Origin of the sequence: Thermosynechococcus sp. M98_K2018_005 (assembly GCF_015295825.1) — a bacterium.
In the GTDB taxonomy this organism is placed as follows: domain Bacteria; phylum Cyanobacteriota; class Cyanobacteriia; order Thermosynechococcales; family Thermosynechococcaceae; genus Thermosynechococcus.
Genome location: NZ_DVEH01000048.1, coordinates 14,934 through 36,978, shown reverse-complemented (window position 1 = coordinate 36,978; position 22,045 = coordinate 14,934). Strand labels below are relative to the sequence as shown.

The 22,045-nt window shown below is 54.5% G+C and carries 27 protein-coding genes and 2 pseudogenes; 17 read left to right on the top strand and 12 right to left on the bottom strand.

Features of this window, described 5'->3' with window-relative positions:
- Positions 1 to 97: 97 nt before the first annotated feature.
- Entirely contained in the window at positions 98 to 490 is a 393-nt protein-coding gene (locus IGQ15_RS07050) for a DUF1823 family protein (protein ID WP_297050165.1), read from the top strand.
- On the opposite strand, the gene bioA is transcribed toward IGQ15_RS07050, so the two are convergent.
- From bioA to IGQ15_RS06990, 11 genes and pseudogenes are all read right to left on the bottom strand, one after another.
- Positions 466 to 1,791 (bottom strand): adenosylmethionine--8-amino-7-oxononanoate transaminase, encoded by a 1,326-nt coding sequence (bioA, locus tag IGQ15_RS07045; protein WP_297050163.1) that lies wholly within the window; start codon positions 1,789 to 1,791, stop codon positions 466 to 468. The genes IGQ15_RS07050 and bioA overlap by 25 nt on opposite strands.
- A complete protein-coding gene (locus IGQ15_RS07040) occupies positions 1,769 to 2,032 on the bottom strand; it encodes a YlxR family protein (RefSeq protein ID WP_297050161.1) in 264 nt (87 codons plus the stop codon). The genes bioA and IGQ15_RS07040 overlap by 23 nt, the downstream gene beginning before the upstream one ends.
- Before the next feature lie 4 nt (positions 2,033 to 2,036).
- A complete protein-coding gene (gene nusA, locus IGQ15_RS07035; protein WP_297050159.1) occupies positions 2,037 to 3,224 on the bottom strand; it encodes a transcription termination factor NusA in 1,188 nt (395 codons plus the stop codon).
- 40 nt (positions 3,225 to 3,264) lie between these two features.
- Positions 3,265 to 3,726 carry a ribosome maturation factor RimP gene (gene rimP / locus IGQ15_RS07030; RefSeq protein WP_190278200.1) on the bottom strand — a complete coding sequence of 154 codons (462 nt, stop codon included), beginning with the start codon at positions 3,724 to 3,726 and terminating at the stop codon, positions 3,265 to 3,267.
- A 215-nt stretch (positions 3,727 to 3,941) separates the two neighbouring features.
- Positions 3,942 to 4,241, bottom strand: a complete 300-nt coding sequence (locus IGQ15_RS07025; protein WP_297050156.1) for a hypothetical protein — start codon at positions 4,239 to 4,241, stop codon at positions 3,942 to 3,944.
- Positions 4,242 to 4,366: 125 nt separating this feature from the next.
- Positions 4,367 to 4,715: pseudogene (locus IGQ15_RS07020) on the bottom strand (hypothetical protein); the annotation flags it as partial.
- A gap of 34 nt (positions 4,716 to 4,749) precedes the next feature.
- Positions 4,750 to 5,058, bottom strand: a pseudogene (locus tag IGQ15_RS12060) (type I glyceraldehyde-3-phosphate dehydrogenase); the annotation flags it as partial.
- 94 nt (positions 5,059 to 5,152) lie between these two features.
- Positions 5,153 to 5,761, bottom strand: a complete 609-nt coding sequence (locus IGQ15_RS07005) for a beta-carotene isomerase domain-containing protein (RefSeq protein WP_297050174.1) — start codon at positions 5,759 to 5,761, stop codon at positions 5,153 to 5,155.
- Positions 5,751 to 6,443, bottom strand: a complete 693-nt coding sequence (locus tag IGQ15_RS07000) for a hypothetical protein (RefSeq protein WP_297050151.1) — start codon at positions 6,441 to 6,443, stop codon at positions 5,751 to 5,753. Before IGQ15_RS07000 ends, IGQ15_RS07005 begins: the two co-directional genes overlap by 11 nt.
- 76 nt (positions 6,444 to 6,519) lie before the next feature.
- Positions 6,520 to 7,830 carry a DNA methyltransferase gene (locus IGQ15_RS06995; RefSeq protein ID WP_297050149.1) on the bottom strand — a complete coding sequence of 437 codons (1,311 nt, stop codon included), beginning with the start codon at positions 7,828 to 7,830 and terminating at the stop codon, positions 6,520 to 6,522.
- A gap of 134 nt (positions 7,831 to 7,964) precedes the next feature.
- Positions 7,965 to 8,483 carry a hypothetical protein gene (locus tag IGQ15_RS06990; RefSeq protein ID WP_297050147.1) on the bottom strand — a complete coding sequence of 173 codons (519 nt, stop codon included), beginning with the start codon at positions 8,481 to 8,483 and terminating at the stop codon, positions 7,965 to 7,967.
- An 83-nt stretch (positions 8,484 to 8,566) separates the two neighbouring features.
- On the opposite strand from IGQ15_RS06990, the gene IGQ15_RS06985 reads away from it, so the two are divergent.
- From IGQ15_RS06985 to IGQ15_RS06945, 9 genes are all read left to right on the top strand, one after another.
- Complete coding sequence (locus IGQ15_RS06985) at positions 8,567 to 9,643, top strand: thiamine phosphate synthase (RefSeq protein ID WP_297050144.1); 1,077 nt, start codon at positions 8,567 to 8,569, stop codon at positions 9,641 to 9,643.
- An 11-nt stretch (positions 9,644 to 9,654) separates the two neighbouring features.
- A complete protein-coding gene (locus IGQ15_RS06980) occupies positions 9,655 to 10,845 on the top strand; it encodes a class I SAM-dependent methyltransferase (protein WP_297050142.1) in 1,191 nt (396 codons plus the stop codon).
- A complete protein-coding gene (locus tag IGQ15_RS06975) occupies positions 10,842 to 11,783 on the top strand; it encodes a folate-binding protein (RefSeq protein ID WP_297050141.1) in 942 nt (313 codons plus the stop codon). Before IGQ15_RS06980 ends, IGQ15_RS06975 begins: the two co-directional genes overlap by 4 nt.
- Positions 11,784 to 11,855: 72 nt before the next feature.
- A complete protein-coding gene (locus IGQ15_RS06970) occupies positions 11,856 to 12,266 on the top strand; it encodes a hypothetical protein (RefSeq protein ID WP_297050137.1) in 411 nt (136 codons plus the stop codon).
- A complete protein-coding gene (locus IGQ15_RS06965) occupies positions 12,250 to 13,599 on the top strand; it encodes a gluconeogenesis factor YvcK family protein (protein WP_363315811.1) in 1,350 nt (449 codons plus the stop codon). Before IGQ15_RS06970 ends, IGQ15_RS06965 begins: the two co-directional genes overlap by 17 nt.
- A 63-nt stretch (positions 13,600 to 13,662) precedes the next feature.
- On the top strand, positions 13,663 to 14,253 hold the full coding sequence (locus IGQ15_RS06960) for a DUF3177 family protein (RefSeq protein ID WP_297050133.1): 591 nt from the start codon (positions 13,663 to 13,665) through the stop codon (positions 14,251 to 14,253).
- A gap of 3 nt (positions 14,254 to 14,256) precedes the next feature.
- Positions 14,257 to 14,913: a class I SAM-dependent methyltransferase gene (locus IGQ15_RS06955; protein WP_297050130.1), complete on the top strand. Its 657-nt coding sequence runs from the start codon at positions 14,257 to 14,259 to the stop codon at positions 14,911 to 14,913.
- Positions 14,913 to 15,473 carry a 2'-5' RNA ligase family protein gene (locus IGQ15_RS06950; RefSeq protein WP_297050128.1) on the top strand — a complete coding sequence of 187 codons (561 nt, stop codon included), beginning with the start codon at positions 14,913 to 14,915 and terminating at the stop codon, positions 15,471 to 15,473. Before IGQ15_RS06955 ends, IGQ15_RS06950 begins: the two co-directional genes overlap by 1 nt.
- 403 nt (positions 15,474 to 15,876) lie before the next feature.
- A complete protein-coding gene (locus tag IGQ15_RS06945) occupies positions 15,877 to 16,236 on the top strand; it encodes a PadR family transcriptional regulator (protein ID WP_149818207.1) in 360 nt (119 codons plus the stop codon).
- Between the two features lies 1 nt (position 16,237).
- On the opposite strand, the gene IGQ15_RS06940 is transcribed toward IGQ15_RS06945, so the two are convergent.
- Positions 16,238 to 16,945, bottom strand: coding sequence for a uracil-DNA glycosylase (locus tag IGQ15_RS06940; protein ID WP_297050124.1), 708 nt, complete (start codon positions 16,943 to 16,945; stop codon positions 16,238 to 16,240).
- Positions 16,946 to 17,387: 442 nt separating this feature from the next.
- On the opposite strand from IGQ15_RS06940, the gene IGQ15_RS06935 reads away from it, so the two are divergent.
- The 7 genes from IGQ15_RS06935 to IGQ15_RS06905 all read left to right on the top strand — a co-directional run bounded on the left by IGQ15_RS06935 (position 17,388) and on the right by IGQ15_RS06905 (position 22,045).
- Positions 17,388 to 17,906 carry a phycocyanin subunit beta gene (locus tag IGQ15_RS06935; protein WP_011057792.1) on the top strand — a complete coding sequence of 173 codons (519 nt, stop codon included), beginning with the start codon at positions 17,388 to 17,390 and terminating at the stop codon, positions 17,904 to 17,906.
- Positions 17,907 to 17,973: 67 nt separating this feature from the next.
- Entirely contained in the window at positions 17,974 to 18,462 is a 489-nt protein-coding gene (gene cpcA, locus IGQ15_RS06930; RefSeq protein WP_297050122.1) for a phycocyanin subunit alpha, read from the top strand.
- 113 nt (positions 18,463 to 18,575) lie between these two features.
- Positions 18,576 to 19,439: a phycobilisome linker polypeptide gene (locus tag IGQ15_RS06925; protein WP_297050119.1), complete on the top strand. Its 864-nt coding sequence runs from the start codon at positions 18,576 to 18,578 to the stop codon at positions 19,437 to 19,439.
- Between the two features lie 43 nt (positions 19,440 to 19,482).
- Positions 19,483 to 19,719 (top strand): phycobilisome linker polypeptide, encoded by a 237-nt coding sequence (locus IGQ15_RS06920; RefSeq protein WP_149818199.1) that lies wholly within the window; start codon positions 19,483 to 19,485, stop codon positions 19,717 to 19,719.
- A 7-nt stretch (positions 19,720 to 19,726) separates the two neighbouring features.
- Complete coding sequence (locus IGQ15_RS06915; protein WP_363315810.1) at positions 19,727 to 20,557, top strand: HEAT repeat domain-containing protein; 831 nt, start codon at positions 19,727 to 19,729, stop codon at positions 20,555 to 20,557.
- The gene (locus tag IGQ15_RS06910; protein WP_297050117.1) at positions 20,554 to 21,195 is read left to right on the top strand and encodes a HEAT repeat domain-containing protein; all 642 of its coding nucleotides are present in this window, start codon (positions 20,554 to 20,556) and stop codon (positions 21,193 to 21,195) included. The genes IGQ15_RS06915 and IGQ15_RS06910 overlap by 4 nt, the downstream gene beginning before the upstream one ends.
- Positions 21,196 to 21,211: 16 nt before the next feature.
- Positions 21,212 to 22,045, top strand: coding sequence for a phycobilisome rod-core linker polypeptide (locus tag IGQ15_RS06905; protein ID WP_297050114.1), 834 nt, complete (start codon positions 21,212 to 21,214; stop codon positions 22,043 to 22,045).

Genomic DNA, 22,045 nt, shown 5'->3' with positions numbered 1-22,045 from the left:
CGTTGCCGAAGCAGACATAATTAAGGGCAGATTTAGAGAAACCTCCCTATTTTATGATACTGGTTTCAGTAAACCGACTGATTACCATAGGGTGTGAATGAATAGTTCTGAGTTGCCACTCCCCCCTTTGACAGAAGCTACGTTATGGCAAATTCTCAATGATGAATTGGATGATGCGACGGTCAATCAGCTCCTGTGGCACTGCTTGGGCTATCGCTATGACGCCCACAGCCAAACTTGGCAGAGCGATCGCGTGCCCCCGGAATGGCAGCAAGACTATCCCCAACCCCCCGACTTCCTTGGCAGCCGCCCCGCCATTGTCAAGCTCACCCGCTCCATTCCCCCTGCCCACAAGCAACTGCTCAAGGAACAGTTGGGTTTTGCTGGGTATGAGATCAAGGAACTCAATCCCCGCCGTACCCGCCGTGCCACTGCGGTCAATTGGCTCCTCAGCTACATGGCCACTCAAGCCAAAGTTGCGGTGAAATAACCTTCGGCAACCTCGATCGCCACTTGGCGGATGGCTTGATAGACTGTGGCTAATTCCGCATCGGTAATGCCATAGGGGGGCAAAATATACAACGTATTCCCCAGAGGCCGCAGGAGAACCCCCAACTCAATAAAGCGGCGGCGCAGTTGGGGCACAAGGTCACTAAAGTAGGAAGCCTCGATGTCTAATTCCATGGCCGCGATCGTGCCACAGGTACGAAATTGCTTGAGATGACCAAGATCCGCAAGATATCGTTGTTGACACTGCCAATGGCGCGCCTCTAGGCCTTGGTAGGATTCAGGTTCCGCAAGCAGCAATTGAAATGAAGCCACACTCACCGCACAGGCTAGGGGATTTCCTGTATAGGAATGACTGTGGAAGAAAGCACGGGCAGGATCATCGGCATAAAAGGCTTGATAAATTTCCTCAGTGGCCAATGTGACGGCAATGGGCAAGCAGCCTCCCGATAACCCCTTAGATAGACAAAGGAGATCCGGTTGTGTCCCCGCTTTCTCACAGGCAAAGAGGGCACCTGTGCGGCCAAACCCCGTCATCACCTCATCATAGACCACTAACACACCATAGGCCTTAGCGATCGCAGAAATGGCCTGCAAAAATGAGGGACGACACATGCGCATTCCCCCTGCCCCCTGTACGAGTGGCTCAATAAAGAGAGCGGCATAGGCATCGGGGTCTGCCTTCAGGGTGTCCTCCAGTTGAGCGATCGCCTGGGTCTCCTTGGTCTCGACCTCTGAATCGCCCGGATAGGTCGCTGGGTAGGGCAGGATCGTTAAGGGGGGGAGCAGTGGTTGAAAGGGTTGCCACCAGGGGGAGCTTTGACCGACGGTCATTGCCCCAAGGGTATCGCCATGGTACCCCCCAGCAAAGCCAATGAAGCGCGATCGCTGGGGTTGATCTCGCCGCTGCCAATACTGGTAGGCCATCTTCAGCGCCACTTCCACGGCAGTTGAGCCATTGTCGGAAAAAAAGACCCGTTGTAACCCCGCTGGAGTGTGGGCACACAGCAGTTGGGCGAGCTGTTCCGCGGGCTCATGGGTAAAGCCGGCAAAAATGACGTGCTCAAGGGTTTGCGCCTGCTCATAGAGCGCTTTAGCCAGCACAGGATGACTATGGCCATGGAGCGTCACCCACCAACTGGAAATGGCATCAATAATCTGACGGCCATCGCTAAGTTCAAGGCGAGCACCCTGGGCACGCACCACCTTCAGGGGCGGATCTGCCGTTTTCATTTGTGTAAAGGGCTGCCAAATGGGGGAGTCAGTCATGGTTGCGATGGGCATCTAAGCGAGCAGCAAGGATCGTAAAAACATCTTCGGGAATTGGACAGCGGAGCGATCGCGCCAAGCGTTTTTTTTGTTTGGCCACCTTGAGACACTCGGCAGTGGGACACAAATAGGCCGATCGCCCCATCCCCCGATCCAACTGCACCTTTTGATCGGGCCAGCAGCGCACGATTCGCCAAAACTCCGAGCGATCGGCCAAGCGGCCACAGGACACACAGCGGCGTTGGGGGAGAGCCATATCCCTAACTAGCAACTTGTTCTTCGAGGGCGGCCATGGCCAAGCGATCCTCCTCTTCGTAGTTGTACTGGGAGCTATCGCGCACCTCAATTTTCCAGCCCGTTAGGCGAGTTGCTAAGCGCACATTTTGGCCTTCCTTGCCAATGGCTTGGGAGACCTTATCCGGTGCGACAAGGACATGGGCAATGCGGGCTTCGGGGTTGATTAGCCGCACATCCTCTACCGGGGCGGGACTGAGGGAATTGGCAATATAGGTGGCTGGATCCGGCGACCAGCGGATCACATCAATTTTTTCCCCCCGCAGTTCATTCACCACTGCTTGAATGCGAGATCCCCGTGCCCCAATACAGGCACCCACCGGATCGACATCCCGCTCTAAGGTATCCACGGCAATTTTGGTGCGGGGGCCGACTTTATGATTCGGGGGATTGGCTTCGCGGGCAATGGCAACAATCCGCACCACTTCATCCTCAATTTCTGGCACTTCATTGGCAAAGAGATAGACCACCAAGCCAGCATCGGCACGGGAAACTTCCAATTGGGGGCCGCGCTGAGGTCCCTCTTTGACGCGCTTGAGATACACCTTGAATGTGGAGTTGGCGCGGTAGTTGTCGTTGGGAAGTTGTTCCCGTTTCGGCAGTTCGGCCTCTACTTCCGGTTGGCTAGCATCGCTGCGTACAGCCATAATCACCGATCGCCGCTCAAAACGGAGAACGCGCCCCATGAGTACGGTTCCCTCGAGGTCTTTGAATTCCTCTTGGACGAGGCGACGCTGTTGATCTCGCAATTTCTGCGCCAGCACTTGCTTGGTTTGCATGGCGGCCATGCGGCCAAATTCCTGATGGTCAGGGGTCACATCCAACAGCACCGTATCGCCAACACGGGCATCCTGCACCACCTCAATGACATCGGCAAGGGCAATTTCGCGGTCGGGGTTCTCCACCGTTTCCGTAATCGTTTTGGTGGCTAGCACGCGGAAGCCCTCCTGCTCGGTGTCTAGTTCTACTTCAAAGTTGGCAAAGTGGTCTTCTTCAAAGTGACTATGATCCGGGCGCAGACTGCGGCGATAGCGTTCGTATCCTTTGAGCAGTGCTTCCTTGAGGGCTTGATGCACCGCGTGTTTGGGTAAATTCCGCTCTTGGCTGATTTCATTGATCATGGCCCGTAGGCCGGGTAAGCGATAGATGGTCATCGTCTGTTACAACCTCGTTCATTTAGTAGATCAACTGCTGCTAAGGCTCACTGCTGGGGGTGTACAGTTGGACACTGGCAATGAGTGACCGGGGAATCGCCAGCGATCGCCCCCGTTGATTGAGATAGACATTCACCGCGTCACGGCGAATCAGGTTGCCCTCCCAAAGGGTCTTGCCCCGATGGGGTGCGGTGGTCGTGACCCGCACAGGAAAGCCGCGAAAGGCATCAAAGTCGCGATCGCTACTCAAGTAATCCGACAGGCCGGGACTCGACACCTCGAGAACGTAGGCAAACTCCAACTCTGGCAGCCCATCCAAAGCCATCTCCAGTGCCCGACTCAGCCGTTCGCAATCCTCTAAGCTGGTGTCATTCTCAGGATGGCGCACCTCCACCCGCAAAATCGGGGGTGATTGATGGGTAAGCCACTGCACACTCACCAGATCAAGGTGTTCTTGGTCGGCAACCTGCTGGGCAAGGGTCTGCACCACAGGCAAAAGCATCTGTATCTGCATAGGAAATAAAAAAGGCGGGACGTTGCCCACCACACCCAAACAATCTCAAAAAATGACAATCCCACTTCCCTAGGGGAAGGAGACTTTTGAACCGTTCACAACAGAACGTCCATGGGTGCTGCCAATACACCACTCTTCCTAGCACCTAGTATAGCAGCTAACAGTGGGCGATCGCCACCCTGAGCAACACGCCTGAGACGCCCCTAGCGATCGCTCAAATCGCCATTCGTCAACTCATCACCGTCGTAGTCCTCTTCCTCCAGCTCCAAATCCTCCAAGACGGGATTCAAGAGCACTGCCATCTCAGCCTCATGGTGGGTGAGCCACTGGCCTTGGGTGCGGAACCAGCGGGGCGGGTTAATGTAGCGAGCATAGTACCACGGGGGAGCAGTGGGCTGGCTAATTTCTGCCTGTACTCGAATTTTCTCACCTGGATAGTAGGCATCTTCGGGTTCCACTTCCAACCACACTTTTTGGCCGATGATTTCTTGGGGGAGCATCATAATGGCAATTCCTCGGGGAACCTCTCCTACAGCCCTTTTCTGGAAGTGCTACCCTGTCTCACGCGTGCTTTTACCGTGTTGAGGATATTTCATCCTTGTGAAAAGAGCTGTACCTTACCTTAATTCTATTCAGTTGTAGCCGATCGGGGGAAATGTTGCAGTGATTCACCATCGCCCATAGCCAACGAGGGGTAGGGCTGCTGCCATTTCGAATCCTCGAGCTTCAGGGAAATGAGTCCAGCACAGAGGACAAAGACCATCGAAACCCACAGACAGCCGACAATGCCCCAAGTTGGATAGATGAGGCCAGAGAGGAGGTTCCCGCTAGTCGCCCGCCAAATGGCCATGTAGTAAAAGCCAACATTCAAGGCCACTTTTTCATCATCGGTGTAGGCGAGCACCAAGTAGCAGTGGACTGCCGAATTCATGGCAAAAATCAAAGAGGAGCAAGCCGCCAATAATGACGGCATTGGGATTCCAGTTGCTCATCAAGCCCAAGGCAATGACTGCTGAGTTTGCCTTGGAGTTCTGGATAAATCAGCCCAATAGCAGTGGCTAACCGGTGGTTGTCGGCACGAGAGACATCAGACGAGAGCGGGCACGGCCTTGTGGGGGGCATCCACCCCCGTTTGCGTATTTGTGACATCGTGGATCGTGGGTATCAAGCTATGGCGAATGCCAAGGGTTTCGTGAATTACCTTAACGACGGGGGCAAGGCAATTTGTCCTACAGGAGGCAGCGGTGAGCAAGTGGTGTTCTTGGTGTAGAGATGGTCATTGACGCCCATGACAATGTTGAGAGCCTGTTCTTGCCAAGGCATCTCTGCTGGGGGTTTTGCTTCCGAAAAGCTCATGATCTGATCGTTGATGGCGATTGCCCCCTCTTTCCCTTGGATGGACTAGAGAATGGGCTTAAACGTGGGGGCAGGGGGTTTGACTCGAATTCTGCCAACAGGGGGGCGGCGTCGGCTCAGGAATCGGCTGGGCAGGGGTACCAAAAATCATTTCGCAACTGTAGTCGCTAAAATTGGGCGTCATCGTCAAAGGAAGGCCAAATCGCTGCCGAAAGAATTGCTCCGTGGGCTTTTTGCACAGGTTCATACACAGTGCCACACATTGGGATTCAGCAAGGTAGCGGCATTTTTGAATGCGCACGCCACTGTGCTGCCATTGGCGGGGTTGATCCGGGGGAATGACCTCGACCCAGTAGCGATCGCTGGCACCCACTAGCCAGCCCGTGAGGCGGGTGGCAAACCACGCATTCCACTCACAAACCCAGCGGGTCGGGCGACAGAGTGTGCGTACCAAGGTGCTGATGACCGGCGGGACTAACCGATCAAAGACAGTGGCCACAATGGCCTGTTGCTGCGCGGGCGATCGCCCCTGCTTCACTTGCCGTGTAATTTCAATAAAGCCAACGTAGTCGAATCGCTGTGGCTCAATCCCAATGACACTGGCGATCGCTCGAATCAGCCGAGCCAAGCACCATCGCTCCAGCCAGTTGAGGGACTCAGGCGGCATTGTCAAGGTGATCGAGCACCTCAAGGGCAGCACGGCGGACGATTGCATCCGTTTCCTGTCCCAGTAGTAGATATAGAGCTTCCTGCACTTGGTGACGCTCTGCCCCCTTAGAGACGCGAGCTAATTGGCGAATGGCCACTAGCCGATGCAGGGGTTGAGGATGGGTGAGGTCAGCAAACCACTGGGATACCTGTTGGGTCTGCTGCTGCTGTTGCAGTTGGCCAATGATTGTGCCAAGGAGAGCAATGATGCCGACTAGCAGGATGCCGAGGGCGACAAGAGCCACCACTAACCACGGATCCGTGGTGTGTTGACCGATATGCAGAAGGGTATAGGTACCCAAACAGGCTAGCAAACCCGCGACCACCGTAAAGGCGAAGGGATGGTGTGACCACTCATGAACCTGTTGGCGAAGGTCTTGCCATAGCGCCAACAGTCGACGTTGCCAGCGACTGAGGAGAAAAATCGTACCCACACCGCTCAGGGTGGCCACCATCAAGGGGGCATCGGTTTGCCACAGGAGAAGGCCTGCCCCCAGTCCGCCGATGACCAGCAAAAGACGCTTAGACAGCAGATTCAAAACAAAAGATTTCCAGCGCAACCGTTGCCATCGCCTTTGGCGCAGCGGAGTTGAGCGCCGTTGAGGTCCCGGCAATGACCATTTCGCCCAAGAGGTAACCATAGGGTGGGTGTACTGCCAATTGATGCTTTATTCTACCGTAATTCTATAGCCCCTCAGCTTGTCTCAATTGGCTGCATTAGCCTTTCCAGCGTAGGATCACCACTTCTTCTCGCAGTTGCTCCTTGGTGGCACTGGCAAACCGTGTTCGGAACAGATCCGTGCGCACAAACTCATAGCCAAGGGCTTGGGCAATGTCAGCCAATAACTGACCCGTGCGAATCATCACCCGCAAATAAGAGGCTTGATCACCCACGACGTAGGCCAGTTGGGCATTGGGACGCAAGAGCGATCGCAGGGCAGCCAAATGACGCGCCATGCCACCAAAATAGAGTTTGGTTACTCTGCCGTAAAGTTTCTCAAAGCCAGAGGTCTTACCCAGTTCAATTCTGCGGCGTTCAATAGCCTCTGCAATGGCCTGAATTTCGGGGTGATCTTGAATCCACTGATCGTCATCATCAGCTTTATACACATTGCGAGTGTTAGAACGGATGAGACCCTTCTTAAAGGCTTGTAAATCAGCCTTGGTTTTGATAAAGCCCAAGACCACCGATTCGAGGCGGGTTGCTCTGGTGTAGTCCTTTTCGTTGGGGTAAGGGGGTGAGGTGATCACCGCATCAACAGACTGCGGCGGTAATACTCGGTCAGGATATCTCGCATCCGCCAGATAGACGTGGGCAGGGGCATCATTTTGATCTTTGACCTGTCGCAAATCCTGCACCATTTCATCAATTTTGGCGAGCCAAGCACTAATCACTGGTGCATCAACTTTGGGTTTACCGACACCCACTTCAGGACCAAAGCGCAGATTACTGACTGCAAAAACCAGTATGTTGGCGATCGCCAGCAATTGATGCCGATAGACCTTTTCTATTTTGGATTTCTCTAAACAGTCAAGGAGTACCAATACCTTGTGTAAGGGAATCGGGCTAATCGACCCCGTAAGGATGAGTTTATGTTGCTCTGGAGAGAGTTGGCGTAACGGTAGATCGGCAATATTCCCCGCAAAAGGAACGGCGTCCCCTATCCCTTGCTGCCGCAGGATGTCAAGGGCAAATTCTGCGACCTCACAGGAGTGACTGTAGAGTAAATCAGGATCAACATTCCAATCCGTCTTTACTGATGTTGCAAAATGGGCGAATGGATTGGCTTCGGTACCCAATGATGGGATGCCCTGGCGCTTCGACTCAACCAACGTCGTACCTGTGCCACAAAAGGGGTCGAGGATGACACTCTCTGCATTCAAGCCAAAGTCTTCTATGTAATCCCTCACAAGATGGGGCGGATAAGACAGCACAAACCGATACCAGTCATGAAAGGCGCGGTCTTGCTCATCTATCTTATTGATATTGGCTTTGGCGACTGTTGTATTCTTAGAATTTTTTAGCAACTCAACTCCTGTGGCAATTTGCTCCTAGTCCCCTAAGTCTATGAAAAATTGACTGCGTTGGCAGGGGGTTCATTTCGCTGCCTCAAAAAGCGTGCACTCTTTAGGCGCGGTGTTCCTGAGCCAATTGAGGTCGTTTAGGGCAGACGTTGAATCTCGGCGCGGAAGCCATTGACCTCCATAAAGGCGCGCATTTTGGTGGCATTGGCCTCGTTTTGGAAACTTCCCACTTGCAGGGCGCGGCGCTGACCAAGGGTAATGGGTATTACTTCGGGAACGAGCGATCGCAGGCGTTCTTGATTGGCCAGATCATCCTCCCGTAAATCCAAAACAATGACTCGAAACCGCGTTCTGGGGGCTACGGGAGCTAGTGTTGCCAAGTCGGCATCAGAAATGTCTGGTGGGGGGGGCAATTGATTCATCGCTCGATCACTCCCTATCAATCCCATCGGAATCGGGCCACTGGGCACCGGCAATCGTTCGAGGGAGTTGTCAAGCCGCTGCCGCGGTGGGGGGGGAATTGGCGCGGTACTCACCTCTGGTGGTGGCACAGGGATGGGAATCGGTTCTGCTGCCAATACGGGCGTCCCCCAACCCATTATGATTAAACATAGGTGACACAACCACGGCTGGGAGTGAATGCTGAAACGGCTCATCAAAAACTTCATTGCGCTCTATCAACAATGCGGATGAACGGTGAACAGAACTGTGTTGATTCTTTTCTGCGGGCGGACGTGCTATGCAAAATTTAGCTCCCGAATTTAAAGAACACCGCATCTGGCGGATTCTCGATGCCAACCTTGACCGTGCCCGGGAAGGCCTGCGGGTCATTGAGGAATGGTACCGCTTTGTCTGCGAAGATGCTAAAATGAGTGCGAGATGTAAAGATTTGCGCCAAAGAATTGGCTGCTACCATACCCTAGAGTTGCGCGCGGCACGACACACGGATCAGGATCCGGGGACTGCCTTGAGTCATCTGCAGGAGCGCACTCGCAAGGCCCTCAGCGACGTGCTCATCGCTAACTTTGCCCGTGTCCAAGAAGCGCTACGGGTGATTGAGGAGTATGGGAAATTAACGGATATTAGACCGCACCCAATGAGTAGTTATAGCCTGAGTCAAGTCGCCAAAGACCTGCGCTATGAGGTTTACATTCTGGAGCAAGAGCTGATCCGCAACCTGCTCCTCAACCCACGCTACGCTCGAGTACGGCAACTGCAGGGGGCAAAGCTTTATTTGGTGACTGCCCCCAGCGATCGCCTGCTGGAAACGGTTGAAGCCGCTTTGAAGGGGGGGCTGCCCCTTGTGCAATACCGCGACAAAACCAGTGATGATCACACCCGCCTAACCACGGCTTGTCAGTTACAAGCGCTTTGCCAACGCTACGGCGCCCTGTTTTTGGTGAACGATCGCGTGGATATTGCTGTCGCTGCCAATGCTGATGGGGTGCACCTCGGACAGACGGATATTCCCATGGAACTCGCTCGGCAGGTTTTAGGGCCCGATCGCCTTGTAGGACGCTCGACCAGCAATCCCGAAGAACTGGAGCGTGCCATTGCCGAAGGTGCCGATTATGTTGCTGTTGGGCCGATTTTTGCCACCCCCACTAAGCCGGATAAAGCGGCTGTGGGCTTTGACTATCTCCAGTACGCCCGCGAACACGCCCCGATGCCCCAGTTTGCCATTGGCGGTATTGATCTCAGTAACATTGATGAGGTGGTCAAGGCTGGGGCGACTCAAGTGGCCGTTGTCCGCGCCATTATGGATGCGGCTGATCCAGAAGCCACTACCCGCGAGTTCTTACGCCGCTTATCTTAAGGGGAACCCCTATGACCTCGGCGGCTGAGATTACCGCTGCTGTGCGGCAACTGTACAATACCTATCCTTTTCCGCCGGAACCGCTCCTTGATGAACCACCACCGGGGTACAACTGGCGCTGGTCTTGGCCGGCGGCCTATAGCTTTTGCACAGGACGCTATCCCTCCCAATTGGACATTGCCATCCTCGATGCCGGCTGTGGCACCGGAGTGGGGACGGAATATCTAGCCCATTTGAATCCCCAGGCAAAGATTACTGCGTTGGATCTCAGTGAGGCTGCTTTGGACATTGCCCGCGAACGCTGCCGGCGATCGGGCGCCACCAATGTCCAATTTCACCACCTGAGTTTAGAGGATGTGGCGCAACTGGGGCAAAGGTTCCAGATGATTAACTGTGTCGGGGTGCTGCATCACCTGCCGGATCCACAGCGGGGAATTCAAGCGCTGGCCAATGTCCTTGCCCCCGGCGGCATTTTTCATATCTTTGTCTATGGGGAACGCGGTCGCTGGGAAATTAAGCTGATGCAGCAGGCCATTGCCTTGCTTCAGGGGAGCGATCGCCACAACTATCGCGAGGGAGTGGCCATTGGCCGGCAACTCTTTGCCGCATTACCGCAGAACAATCGCCTGAAAAAGCGGGAGCAGGAGCGCTGGAGCCTCGAAAATCAGCGGGATGAATGCTTTGCTGATATGTATGTGCATCCCCAAGAAATTGACTACACGATCGCTAGCCTCTTTGAGTTGATTGCTGCCTCTGGCCTGGAATTCGTCGGCTTTTCTAATCCCCCAGTCTGGCGGTTGGAGCGGCTATTGGGCAGCCAGCCAGAACTGTTGCGACGGGCACAGCGATTAGACCCGATCCAGCAATATCAACTCATTGAATGCCTTGACCCTGAGGCGATGACCCACTTTGAGTTCTTTTTGGCCAAGCCACCGCTGCCCCGTCACGATTGGTCTGAGGATGCGGCTCTGCTGGCGGCCATTCCGTGGCGACACCCCTGCTTAGACGGTTGGCCGGGGGCCTGTGTCTTTAACTGCCACTATGACGTGATTCAGCTCAATCAGGCTGAGCAGCAATTCCTGACGGCTGCGACGGGTCAAAAAACTGTGGCTGAGTTATTAGCTGAGCAACCAGACTTCAATCTTGCGGGGGTGCGATCGCTCCTTGAGCGGGACTTACTGCTTTTGGGAGTAAAAGAATGACAGATCTCCTAGAGACGATTTCTAAAAGTGGTGCGGTCTACGATTGCAGTCATTGGGGACGCCTACGCCTTACGGGGCGCGATCGCCTGAAGTTTTTGCACAATCAAAGCTCCAATAACTGCCTTGTCCTGCAACCCGGCCAAGGGGCTGACACCGTTTTCCTGACCTCGACCGCTCGTACCCTTGATCTTGCCACCCTACTTGTCCATCGGGAGTGGGTGGATCTCCTAATATCCCCGCAACGCCGCGAGTTTCTCCTCAGATGGCTCGATAAGTACATCTTCTTTGGCGATGATGTTCAGGTGAGGGATCGCACCGCAGAGAGTTACTGCTACCGGGTCTTTGGGAACGCTGCTGCAACCATGACCGACCAGTTTGGCTTGAATGCCCTTGAGCATCCCTACGAGCACATGACCGTTACATACCAAGACGCGACTCTCACAATTGCTGCCACCAGCGGCCTCGCCATTCCCGGTTTCACGCTTTGGAGCGATCGCCCCCTCAGCGATTTACTCCATCCCTATCCCCAGCTCAGTGATGCCGACTGGGAGCACCTACGCATCCGCCAAGGCCGCCCCGCTGCCGATGCCGAACTCACCGAAGAGTATAACCCCCTCGAAGCACGGCTAGGGCATACCATTTCTTTTAATAAGGGCTGTTATATTGGCCAAGAGACGATCGCTCGCCTCAAGACCTACCAAGGGGTCAAACAACATCTCTGGGGACTGGAATTAAGTGCCGCAGTGACACCCCCCACGCCCCTGCTCCTAGACGCTGAAAAAGTGGGTCTCCTCACCAGTTGTACTCCCCTCGGGAATGGTGCCTTTGGTCTCGGCTATGTGCGCACCAAAGTGGGGGGTGCGGGATTAACGTTGCATACCCCGGCGGGCATCCTTGTCCAAGTGGTGGAGGTGCCATTCTTAAGAAGTGTTGCCTGAAAATACTCTCATTAGAGAATGCTATAATCCAATCGGTTCTGCAGATGTTTACTGACCGAAGGAAGGAAGCCTATGGCCACCGCACAGGTATTAGCGTTCATGCAAAAGACCGCTGAGGATGCCAAACTGCGGGACGAATTGGAAAACCTTCTGGGGGTAGGCGATGGCAACATTAGTGGGGCTGCCGAACTCGATGCCGAGGAACTGGCCGCGCTGCGGGGAGAAATGGCGCCGAAAGTGGTGGATTTTGCCAGTCAGCATGGCTTTGAGTTTTCCACCGATGAACTGGTGCAGGTGGTGGATTCCTTTGCCCAACATCAGGCTGGGGAAATCAGTGATGAGGAATTTTCAGGCATTTTAGGCGTTCCTGTGAACAGTGACCACGCTGACCACAAAACCCAAGTGACCAATCCGCTCCAGCGCCTCGCCCGCTACCTCAGTAAAACCTATTTGGGTATTGGTGCGGATGAGGAGAGCGAATAAGGCTCAACAACTCTCAGTAAGACTGCGTCCAGCGCGTCGTAAAATCCGTTTGTGGTCCCAATGGCTGCTCCCTGGGCTACTGGTGAAGCGATGGCTTCTAATGAGTGCAGTTGGCGTTTTGCTTGCCAGTCTGGGCTTTGCCATTAGTATTAACCTCACCCCGATCTTTTACTTCCTGCAATTCCTGGAGCAGTTTGTTCAAAGTATTGCCCGTTTTGTGCCCAGTTACATCAGTGGTCCTTTACTGCTTCTGGGGGGGTTGGCACTGATTGCTTGGGGCTATGCTCGTACCCTTGGTTCCATTACGGAAGTCCTACTGCCAGAGGACGATAAGGCACTCGTGGAGCGACTCCTCACCCATCGCCGCTTGGGGCGAGGCCCGAAAATTGTGGCCATTGGGGGCGGTACGGGGCTATCAACGCTCTTGCGCGGACTCAAGCTCTACAGTTCCAATATCACTGCCATTGTGACGATGGCTGATGATGGCGGCTCATCCGGACGACTGCGGCGAGAAATCGGGGTGCTGCCACCGGGGGATATTCGCAACTGCTTGGCGGCTCTAGCGGATGAAGAGAAAATCGTCACCGAACTCTTTCAGTACCGCTTTGAGGCGGGCGATGGCTTGGCGGGACACAGTTTCGGCAATTTGTTTCTGACGGCGATGACGAATATCACGGGGGATCTAGAGCGGGCGATCGCCACCAGTTCAGCGGTCTTGGCCATTCGCGGTCAAGTATTGCCAGCCACCCTAACAGATATGACCCTTTGGGCACGCCTTGCCGATGGTCGCCTCATTCATGGGGAGTCCAACATTACAGCCGCCCGCGGCAAAATTGTCGAAATCGGCTGCTCGCCCCCAGCCCCCAAAGCCTTGCCCCGCGCCATTCAAGCCCTCCATGAGGCCGATTACATTATTCTTGGCCCCGGCAGCCTCTATACCAGTATCATTCCCAATCTCTTGGTGCCCGAGATTGCCCAAGCTCTTGCGGAGCGCCGGTGCCCCTGTGTTTATGTCTGCAACATTATGACCCAACCAGGGGAAACCGATGGCTATGCTGTCAGCGATCATGTGCGCGCGCTCGATGAAGTCACCGGCGATCGCCTGTTTGATGCTGTGCTGGTGCAAAAATATCCCCCCAGTGCGGCTCACCTTGAACGCTATGCCCAGCAGGGCAGTACCGCTGTCGCCATTGATCGCGAGGAACTTACCCGCCAAAACTGTCGGCTAATCTTTGCGGATGTCATGGACGAATCCACACCAACCGTGCGCCATGATTCGCAAAAGTTAGCGGCGATTCTCATGCGTTGGTATGAGCGGGTGCGATCGCTCTAGCCTTGTGCCCTGGGAAGGCGATCCCTAATAATAGAACCGTTGCACTTGGGTCTGTGGCCTGCCATGTCTTTGGAACTTTTGCGATCGCTCGTGTGGATGGACTACCGCCTTGCGGTGCTCTTTACTGTGGTTATCCCCTTGATCCTGCTGCTGTGGTCAACGGTTAAAAATGTGCCAGCGATTACCCAACTGCTGATTATCTATTGGCGGGTGGCCAGTCTATTGGCAATTACGGTGTACTTGATGATGCCGCAGTGGCCAGTGGCCTACGTCACGGGATTTATGGCCTTGGTGCTAATTCCCATTAGCCTCTGGTTTTGGGTGGATCTCAATGAAGAAATTAGCGATCGCCAAGATTTGATTGGTCAAGTCTTTAGTAGCTGGCGCTGGGCAATCACGCTCTACTGTGTCCTTGCCGCCATGGGTCAGGCCTTTTATTTGCCCTGTGCATTTGTGGCTGGTGCCGTTCAGACCCCCAGTTGCCAAGTCTGGCTCGAGCCACCCCTGATGTTCAAAGATATTTTCCATGCTCAAGCCCGCGCGGGTACCCTTGGCTTCTTTGCCGCCGTTGCCCTTGTCATCTATATGCTCTATCTGAGCTACTTTGTGTTTGTGCGCTTACCCAAGCAGGGGCGATCAGCCACGGGTCTATAGCCTATGCCGCTGCAACGCATTCTTGAACCCGAGGTCATGGAGACGCCAGAAACGGCTGCTGCCTATGACGCGATGGATTTTACTGCCGTTAATGCCGCCTTCTGTGAAGATTTAGCCACCGTCTTACCCAGTGTTGAGCAACCGCTAAAGGTCTTAGATGTGGGTACAGGGAATGGGCGGATTCTGCAAATGTTGCATCAACGCTATCCCCATTGGCAACTAACGGGGATTGACTTCAGTCCAGCCATGCTGGCGATCGCCCGGCACCACAGTCCACAATTAAACTTTATTCAAGGGGATGCCAAAGCTCTGCCCTTTGCCCCAGCGAGTTTTGATGTCGTGATCAGCAATAGCCTTGTCCATCACTTAGCCGATCCTCAGCCCGCCCTAGGGGAGATGCTGCGGGTGCTCCGTCCCCAAGGCACCCTGTTCATCCGCGATCTCTGTCGTCCGGAAACGGTGGCAGAACTGCAAGCCTTGGTTGACCAATATGCTGGCCAAGACACCCTGGAACAGCGGCAACTTTTTGCCGACTCTCTCCATGCGGCATTAACCTTGATGGAAATGAGCGATCTTTTGAGAACATTGCCGCAGCCACCGCAGCAGTGGCAAGCTACCCTCACCTCCGATCGCCATTGGACCGTTGTGGCACAGCGCTAATGAACCGGCGGCATTACTTTATTGCTTTGTTGCCCAATGCGGACATTCAGGCTGCAGTGACTCGCCTCAAGCAGTATTGTTGCGATCGCTACCAAAGCCAAGCGGCACTGCGCTCTCCCCCCCACGTCACCCTCTATCCCCCCTTTTGGTGGCGAGAGGCAGCGGTCGCAGATCTGGAGCAAGCCCTAGACACTTTTTGCCACCAAGCGGCTCCAGTAGAGTTGATCCTCGATGGCTTTGCCGCCTTTCCCCCACGAGTCATTTATATTCACGTAGCACCCACTCCAGCCCTCAAGACACTACAAGCAGATCTCGTCAAAGCGGTAGCGCAGCCCCTGAACCTCCCCCCTACGCAACGCCATCCCTTCACCCCCCACATGACAATCGCTTTTCGCGATTTAACTAAGGAAAACTTTCGCCATGCTTGGGCAGACTTTCAAGAACAATCCTTTGCAGCTCGCTGTTGGGTATCCCACCTAACACTGCTGGTGCACAATGGCCGACGCTGGCAGATCTATCGTGAATTTTTGTTAAGAAATCTTGCCCCGGATGCCCCTTGAAATCAATTTGTAACGAGCCAATGACTTGATTTTTGCCGATTGCGGAATTATGATGCAAGGAACACTTTTCTCTCAAACTTTCTAAAATCAGAAGTACAGCCCTTTTCACCAGGATGGCACACGCTCAAAATCGTGAAAGCCGATATGGGAGACGATGGTTTCTTCTTGATCTATCCCATCTTTCAGAAAAAGGCTATAAGACAATATTGTAGTCTTGGTAGCGATAAATACGTTAGTGACTTTAATGCGCAATATGAGCCTAGAGGAAAGTGCTGCCATTAAGGGGGGAGTATTTGTGTTTCCTATCTTTTGGAGCAACAGCGTTGAATCCAGACCCGCCCATTATTTAAGGAATTTTGAGGAGTCAATATATCAGCAGTAGCCCATTGCTGAGGATAAGGTTATGAAACTGGAAGATATCTACACCTTTTTCCGCCAGCCACCGCCCGTTTACCTGAGCAAGGAAGTTGCGGTGTGCTATGTGCTCTATACCCTTGTGGAAAAGGGGGACTCCTATGGCACGGCGCTGATTCAAGCCATTGAAAATGAATATCCCCTTTACCGCCTTTCCGATACAGTTCTTTACAGCGCCCTCAAATTCCTCGAGGATGAGGGAATTATTGATGGTTATTGGAAGAAGGTGGAAGGTCGCGGTCGGCCTCGGCGAATGTACCACATTGTTGGCGAAAAGGAGCAACAGGCGCGGGAACTTTCGGAGCTTTGGCTGCGCTATTTGCAAGAACATCCCCACCGTCAGGAGTAACCTAAGAATCGAGTTGGCGCAGGCGATCGCGCACGGCTTGAATATCCTGCCACGTTAGCCACTTGGGACTGCCCGGCTCCCGCGAGTTATTGCGCAGCAGATATGCCGGATGAAAAATGGGCATACACCACCGTCCCTGCCATTCAATCCACTGGCCACGAATTTTGGTAATGCCGCGATTATCTTTCAGCAATCCAGATACAGCCGTTGCCCCCGCCAGCAAAATAATGCGGGGATTCACCAAGCGAATCTGCTCTAAGAGGTAGGGCAAACAGGCCGCTGCTTCCACGGGTGTTGGGACACGGTTACCGGGGGGGCGGCATTTAACAATGTTGCAGATATAGGCATCCCGCTCACTGTCGAGATTGACCGAAGCAAGGATTTTATCGAGGAGTTGCCCCGCCTTACCGACAAAGGGACGGCCACTTTCATCCTCGGCTTGACCCGGTCCTTCACCAATAATCATCAGCTTGGCAGCAGGATTGCCTCGGCTGACCACCACATGGGTCCGGGTGGCCGCTAAGCCACAGCGTTGACACTGCTGACAATGCGCCGCAAGCGCCTCCAAGTCGCGGTAAGTACCGGCAGGAATGGCTACCTCGGCTCGCAGCGGAATTTGATCGTAGGTGGCAGGATCAAGGGGCGTCGCTGGTGCAGCTTCGGCCTCGGTGGGGGGGTCAAATAAGCTAAATTGCAGCGGCTCACTCATGGGAATCGTAACTTCCTGAGGACAATGTTAAAGAATCTTCACGAAACTTAGGAAAAACTTAGGACAAATGGCACCAATTTTATGGCGATCGCCAGAACCTTAATTTATCTCACAAAAGTATTTTACAAATTAATAACTACGGCGAAACAGGTTTCCCCCCGCATTGTATAAGAAATACCTGAAGGGTTTAACAACACGGCTGTTGTTTCCCAGACCCCTTTGCGGAACAACCCATTAGTGATCGTTAGACCTTTTCAGCACGCCCAAGAGCGCTGCATGTTTCTTAAAAAACACACCAAGGATCAGCTTGGTCGCTCTCAGGTTGCTTGGCACAGCCTTTAGGGAGTTGCTGATCAGCCCCCTAAGAATCCTGCGTTATCTCTGTGGGCAGGAATGTCAAGAAGGTCTCACTTCTTTAACAACCTTTAAGGAGAATTGATCCATGCTAGATGCATTTGCCAAAGTTGTCGCTCAGGCCGATGCCCGCGGTGAATTCCTCACCAACGCCCAGTTCGATGCCCTGTCCAACTTGGTGAAAGAAGGCAACAAGCGTCTGGATGCCGTCAACCGCATCACCAGCAATGCCTCCACGATCGTTGCTAACGCTGCTCGTGCCCTCTTTGCAGAGCAACCCCAACTGATCCAACCCGGTGGGAATGCTTACACCAACCGTCGCATGGCTGCTTGCTTGCGCGATATGGAAATCATTTTGCGCTATGTGACCTACGCCATTTTGGCTGGTGACTCCAGCGTGCTCGATGATCGCTGCTTGAATGGTCTGCGGGAAACCTACCAAGCCCTTGGCACCCCCGGTTCCTCCGTGGCTGTGGCTATCCAAAAAATGAAAGATGCCGCGATCGCGATCGCCAATGATCCCAATGGCATCACCCCTGGCGATTGCAGCGCCCTGATGTCCGAAATCGCTGGCTACTTTGATCGTGCCGCTGCCGCTGTTGCCTAAGGCACTTTGACGTTCTCTAACTTTGACCGTTCTGAACACGCACATTTTTTAGGGAGATATTTTATCCATGAAAACGCCGATTACCGAAGCCATTGCCGCCGCCGATACCCAAGGTCGTTTCCTCAGCAACACCGAACTGCAAGCGGTTGACGGTCGCTTCAAGCGCGCTGTGGCTAGCCTGGAAGCTGCTCGGGCCCTGACCAACAATGCTCAGAGCCTGATTGACGGCGCAGCCCAAGCGGTGTACCAAAAATTCCCCTACACCACCACCATGCAAGGCTCTCAGTATGCCTCGACCCCCGAAGGCAAAGCCAAGTGCGCCCGTGACATCGGCTACTACCTGCGGATGGTGACCTACTGCCTCGTTGCCGGTGGCACCGGTCCCATGGATGAGTACCTCATTGCTGGCTTGTCTGAAATCAACACCACGTTTGATCTCTCCCCAAGCTGGTATGTGGAAGCTCTGAAATACATCAAAGCCAATCACGGCTTGACTGGCCAAGCTGCGGTGGAAGCCAACGCCTACATCGACTACGCCATTAACGCCCTCAGCTAATAGGCGTTTCCCTTCGTTGCCCGGTGAGGTAAGCAGATGTTGTCGGCGTTGGGCTGACCCTTTGTTTACAACACCGGGCTTGTTTGTACCCTCGATATTTAGGAGTTTGTACCGTGGCTATTACTGCTGCTGCTTCGCGCTTGGGTACCTCCGCCTTCAGTGATGCTCCTCGGGTGGAGCTGCGGGCCAACTGGAGCGAGGAAGATCTAGAGACTGTCATCCGTGCCGTTTACCGTCAGGTCTTGGGCAACGACTATGTGATGGCATCGGAGCGTTTGGTGAGTGCGGAGTCACTGTTGCGCAATGGCAAAATTACCGTGCGGGAGTTTGTGCGCGCAGTGGCCAAGTCGGAACTATACAAAGAGAAGTTTCTCTACGGCAATTTTCAAACCCGTGTCATTGAATTGAACTATAAGCATTTGTTGGGGCGGGCACCCTACGACGAGTCGGAAGTGATTTTCCACTTAGATCTCTACGAAAAGGAGGGCTTTGATGCCGACATTGACTCCTACATTGACTCCCCCGAATACACCGACAGCTTTGGGGATTGGGTGGTGCCCTACTATCGCGGCTTTAATACGCAGCCGGGGCAAAAAACCGTCGGCTTTAACCGCATGTTCCGTCTCTATCGCGGCTATGCCAATAGCGATCGCGCCCAAGCAGAAGGCAGCATGTCCCGTTTAGCACGGGATCTGGCCACCAACAGTCCTAATACGGTGGTGCCGCCTTCGAGGAGCGATACCGCCTTTGCCTACTACACCCCCAGTGCCGATGTTCCCCCACGGGCTTGCTTGGGCGGTTCCTTTGGAGAAAGTGGCCGCGTCTATCGCATTGAAGTGGCGGGCATTCGCCAACCGGGCTATCCGGGGGTGCGCCGCAGCAGTACCGCCTTCTTGGTCCCCTATGAGCAACTGTCGAGCAAAATGCAGCAGCTTCAGCGCGCGGGTGCTCGCATTGTCAGTGTCAATCCTGCCTAGGAATGTTTGTTTAGCGTCCTTTTGAGATTGGGAGTCAGGTGTCATGTTTGGTCAAACTGCGTCTGGAAGTGCTGCCCTTAGCCCCTCCGGCGCTCGCGTTTTCCGCTACGAGGTTGTGGGTCTGCGTCAAAACGAAGAAACCGACAAAATGGGGTTTCCGATTCGGCGCAGCGGCAGCACCTTTATTACGGTGCCCTACAACCGCATGAATGAGGAGATGCAGCGCATTACCCGCATGGGGGGCAAAATCGTTTCCATTACCCCCGTGGTCGCCTCCTAAGTGGCTGATGTCTGGAGAGGGAATGACGACGGTCTCTGAACCGGTACAACTGACAGTTCCCCAAATGCTGGCGCAGCTTCAGGGGACAGATACCAGTTGCCGCTACTATGCGGCGTGGTGGTTGGGGAAGTTTGGCCTAGAAACGGCAACGGCAGCGGAGCGGCAGGCCATTGTCAGCGCTTTGATTATGGCTTTGGGCGATGAGGAGGATCGCACAGAATTGGGGGGCTACCCGCTGCGGCGGAATGCAGCCCGTGCCTTGGGCAAGTTGGGCGATCGCCAAGCGGTACCGGCGTTAATTGAGTGCTTGCGCTGCGAGGATTTTTATGTCCGTGAGGCGGCGGCCATTGCTCTTGGTCAGTTGGGAGACCCCCACGCGATCGCGCCCCTACAAGCGCTCCTAGAAGGCGGTGTAGCGATGGCGCGGCTGGTGCCCGGTCGCCCGCATCTGGTGCAGCCAGTGGAAGCTGTGATTGAAAGCTTGGGTCATCTTGGTGCCACTGAAGCCATTGCCCTGATTGAGCCATTCTTGGCCCATGAGATGCCGCGAGTCCAATTTGCCGCTGCGCGGGCACTTTTTCAGCTCACGGGAGCAGCAGAATATGGCGATCGCCTGCTAGTGGCTCTCAACAGTGAGGATGTGCAACTGCGGCGGACAGCGCTTCTGGATTTGGGAGCGATGGGCTATCTACCAGCAGCAGAGGCCATTTTGCAGGCGGGTGTTGAGGCTAGCTTCAAGCTCATTGCCCTCCACGGCATCCTCAGCAAGCAACTGCAGCAGGTTGGCCCAGCTGCACAGACCCTCTCCCTCTTTCAAGGATTGGATCAACTGCTGTGAGTGATCTCCATACCTATATCCATGCCGTTGAGACCGCTACCTCTGCCCCGGCGCTATGCGAGGCGGTGATTCAGCTTGCCCAGAAAAAAGACACCGCTGCCATTCCCACGCTGATTGCGGTTTTGGGGTACAACAACCCCGCTGCTGCCCAAGCTGCTGTGGCAGGCCTCATTGCCCTTGGGGATGCTGTCGTGGAGCCCCTGTTGGCACAGTTGGATGGGTACAACTACGGTGCCCGTGCCTATGGGGTGCGGGTTCTGGGGAGTATTGGTCATCCTGCCGCCCTGCGGGTCTTATTGGCTGCTGCGCAGTCGGATTTTGCCCCCAGTGTTCGCCGTGCCGCCACAAAGGCCATAGGAACGCTCCGCTGGCAGTTAATCCCTGAGGAGACGGCAAGAGAGGCTCAATTAAGGGAAGCACTCATGGTTCTCCAGCGCAACAGTGAAGCAGCGGATTGGGCGGTTCGCTATGCCGTGGGCGTTGCCCTCGATCATCTGCATCAGCAGGCAGCTGCTCGTGCCATTCGGGAAGCGGTGCGTTTACTCCTCAATCGTTTGAGCGATCGCGACCCCGACATTGTTGTGCGTTCCCGTTGTCAACTTGCCCTCCAGAGGGACTCTCTGTCCATGCACACCTAAAAAGGATTGGAAAGTTATGTCGTTACCCTTGCTGGCTGTGAAGCCCAGAACCCTTGACCAGCGGGTGGTCAGTTATGAAGTCCCCGCCGAGGATGATCCGGTCATCTACCGCCTCACCGATGCCACCGATGCCGCAGACGTGGATGCCCTGATTTGGGCAGCCTATCGCCAGATTTTTAGTGAGCACCTGATTTTGGCCTCCTACCGTCAGCCCTTCTTAGAGTCACAACTGCGCAATCGGGCCATTTCCGTACAGGATTTTATCCGTGGCTTGGGTAAGTCCGAGGTTTATCGCGAGCAAGTGGCAGCCGTCAATTCCAATTACCGCCTCGTGGATGTCTCCTTCAAGCGATTCCTGGGCCGCCCCACCTATGGCCCGCAGGAGCAGATTGCTTGGTCGATTATTCTAGCTACCCGTGGCCTAGAAGGATTTATTGATGCCCTGGTGGACAGCGACGAGTACCAGCAAAACTTTGGTGCCGATATTGTCCCCTACCAACGGCGGCGGCGCATGGCGCGTCCTTTTAACCTCGTTAATCCCCGCTACAGCGACTACTGGCGCAACAAAGAAATGTCCCTCAGTGGCCGTTCTTACTATCAGGTGCGCTACTACGCCGCAGGGCCACTGGACAAGCAAATTATCCGGGGCGCGATTCCAGCCAACTTCCTTTCTATGGCGCGTTCAATTGTGGTGCCCACCCTCGATACTCAACGCCATGTGGCACGAGCCACCTCAAGTTTGGTGACGGTTCCCAACACTGCCCAAGAACGGGATCTGCCGCCGACACCGGTCAAGCCTGTGCCCGTTGCGTTGCCCTACCGTTATTTGCCCTCTCAACCAAAGGTGTAA

Bases quoted from the DNA above. Each gene is read 5' to 3' on its own strand.
- IGQ15_RS07050 (WP_297050165.1), top strand. From the start codon at position 98: ATGAATAGTTCTGAGTTGCCACTCCCCCCTTTGACAGAAGCTACGTTA.
- bioA (WP_297050163.1), bottom strand. From the start codon at position 1,791: ATGCCCATCGCAACCATGACTGACTCCCCCATTTGGCAGCCCTTTACA.
- IGQ15_RS07040 (WP_297050161.1), bottom strand. From the start codon at position 2,032: ATGGCTCTCCCCCAACGCCGCTGTGTGTCCTGTGGCCGCTTGGCCGAT.
- nusA (WP_297050159.1), bottom strand. From the start codon at position 3,224: ATGACCATCTATCGCTTACCCGGCCTACGGGCCATGATCAATGAAATC.
- rimP (WP_190278200.1), bottom strand. From the start codon at position 3,726: ATGCTTTTGCCTGTGGTGCAGACCCTTGCCCAGCAGGTTGCCGACCAA.
- IGQ15_RS07025 (WP_297050156.1), bottom strand. From the start codon at position 4,241: ATGATGCTCCCCCAAGAAATCATCGGCCAAAAAGTGTGGTTGGAAGTG.
- IGQ15_RS07005 (WP_297050174.1), bottom strand. From the start codon at position 5,761: ATGCCGCCTGAGTCCCTCAACTGGCTGGAGCGATGGTGCTTGGCTCGG.
- IGQ15_RS07000 (WP_297050151.1), bottom strand. From the start codon at position 6,443: ATGGTTACCTCTTGGGCGAAATGGTCATTGCCGGGACCTCAACGGCGC.
- IGQ15_RS06990 (WP_297050147.1), bottom strand. From the start codon at position 8,483: ATGAGCCGTTTCAGCATTCACTCCCAGCCGTGGTTGTGTCACCTATGT.
- IGQ15_RS06985 (WP_297050144.1), top strand. From the start codon at position 8,567: ATGCAAAATTTAGCTCCCGAATTTAAAGAACACCGCATCTGGCGGATT.
- IGQ15_RS06980 (WP_297050142.1), top strand. From the start codon at position 9,655: ATGACCTCGGCGGCTGAGATTACCGCTGCTGTGCGGCAACTGTACAAT.
- IGQ15_RS06975 (WP_297050141.1), top strand. From the start codon at position 10,842: ATGACAGATCTCCTAGAGACGATTTCTAAAAGTGGTGCGGTCTACGAT.
- IGQ15_RS06970 (WP_297050137.1), top strand. From the start codon at position 11,856: ATGGCCACCGCACAGGTATTAGCGTTCATGCAAAAGACCGCTGAGGAT.
- IGQ15_RS06965 (WP_363315811.1), top strand. From the start codon at position 12,250: ATGAGGAGAGCGAATAAGGCTCAACAACTCTCAGTAAGACTGCGTCCA.
- IGQ15_RS06960 (WP_297050133.1), top strand. From the start codon at position 13,663: ATGTCTTTGGAACTTTTGCGATCGCTCGTGTGGATGGACTACCGCCTT.
- IGQ15_RS06955 (WP_297050130.1), top strand. From the start codon at position 14,257: ATGCCGCTGCAACGCATTCTTGAACCCGAGGTCATGGAGACGCCAGAA.
- IGQ15_RS06950 (WP_297050128.1), top strand. From the start codon at position 14,913: ATGAACCGGCGGCATTACTTTATTGCTTTGTTGCCCAATGCGGACATT.
- IGQ15_RS06945 (WP_149818207.1), top strand. From the start codon at position 15,877: ATGAAACTGGAAGATATCTACACCTTTTTCCGCCAGCCACCGCCCGTT.
- IGQ15_RS06940 (WP_297050124.1), bottom strand. From the start codon at position 16,945: ATGAGTGAGCCGCTGCAATTTAGCTTATTTGACCCCCCCACCGAGGCC.
- IGQ15_RS06935 (WP_011057792.1), top strand. From the start codon at position 17,388: ATGCTAGATGCATTTGCCAAAGTTGTCGCTCAGGCCGATGCCCGCGGT.
- cpcA (WP_297050122.1), top strand. From the start codon at position 17,974: ATGAAAACGCCGATTACCGAAGCCATTGCCGCCGCCGATACCCAAGGT.
- IGQ15_RS06920 (WP_149818199.1), top strand. From the start codon at position 19,483: ATGTTTGGTCAAACTGCGTCTGGAAGTGCTGCCCTTAGCCCCTCCGGC.
- IGQ15_RS06915 (WP_363315810.1), top strand. From the start codon at position 19,727: ATGTCTGGAGAGGGAATGACGACGGTCTCTGAACCGGTACAACTGACA.
- IGQ15_RS06905 (WP_297050114.1), top strand. From the start codon at position 21,212: ATGTCGTTACCCTTGCTGGCTGTGAAGCCCAGAACCCTTGACCAGCGG.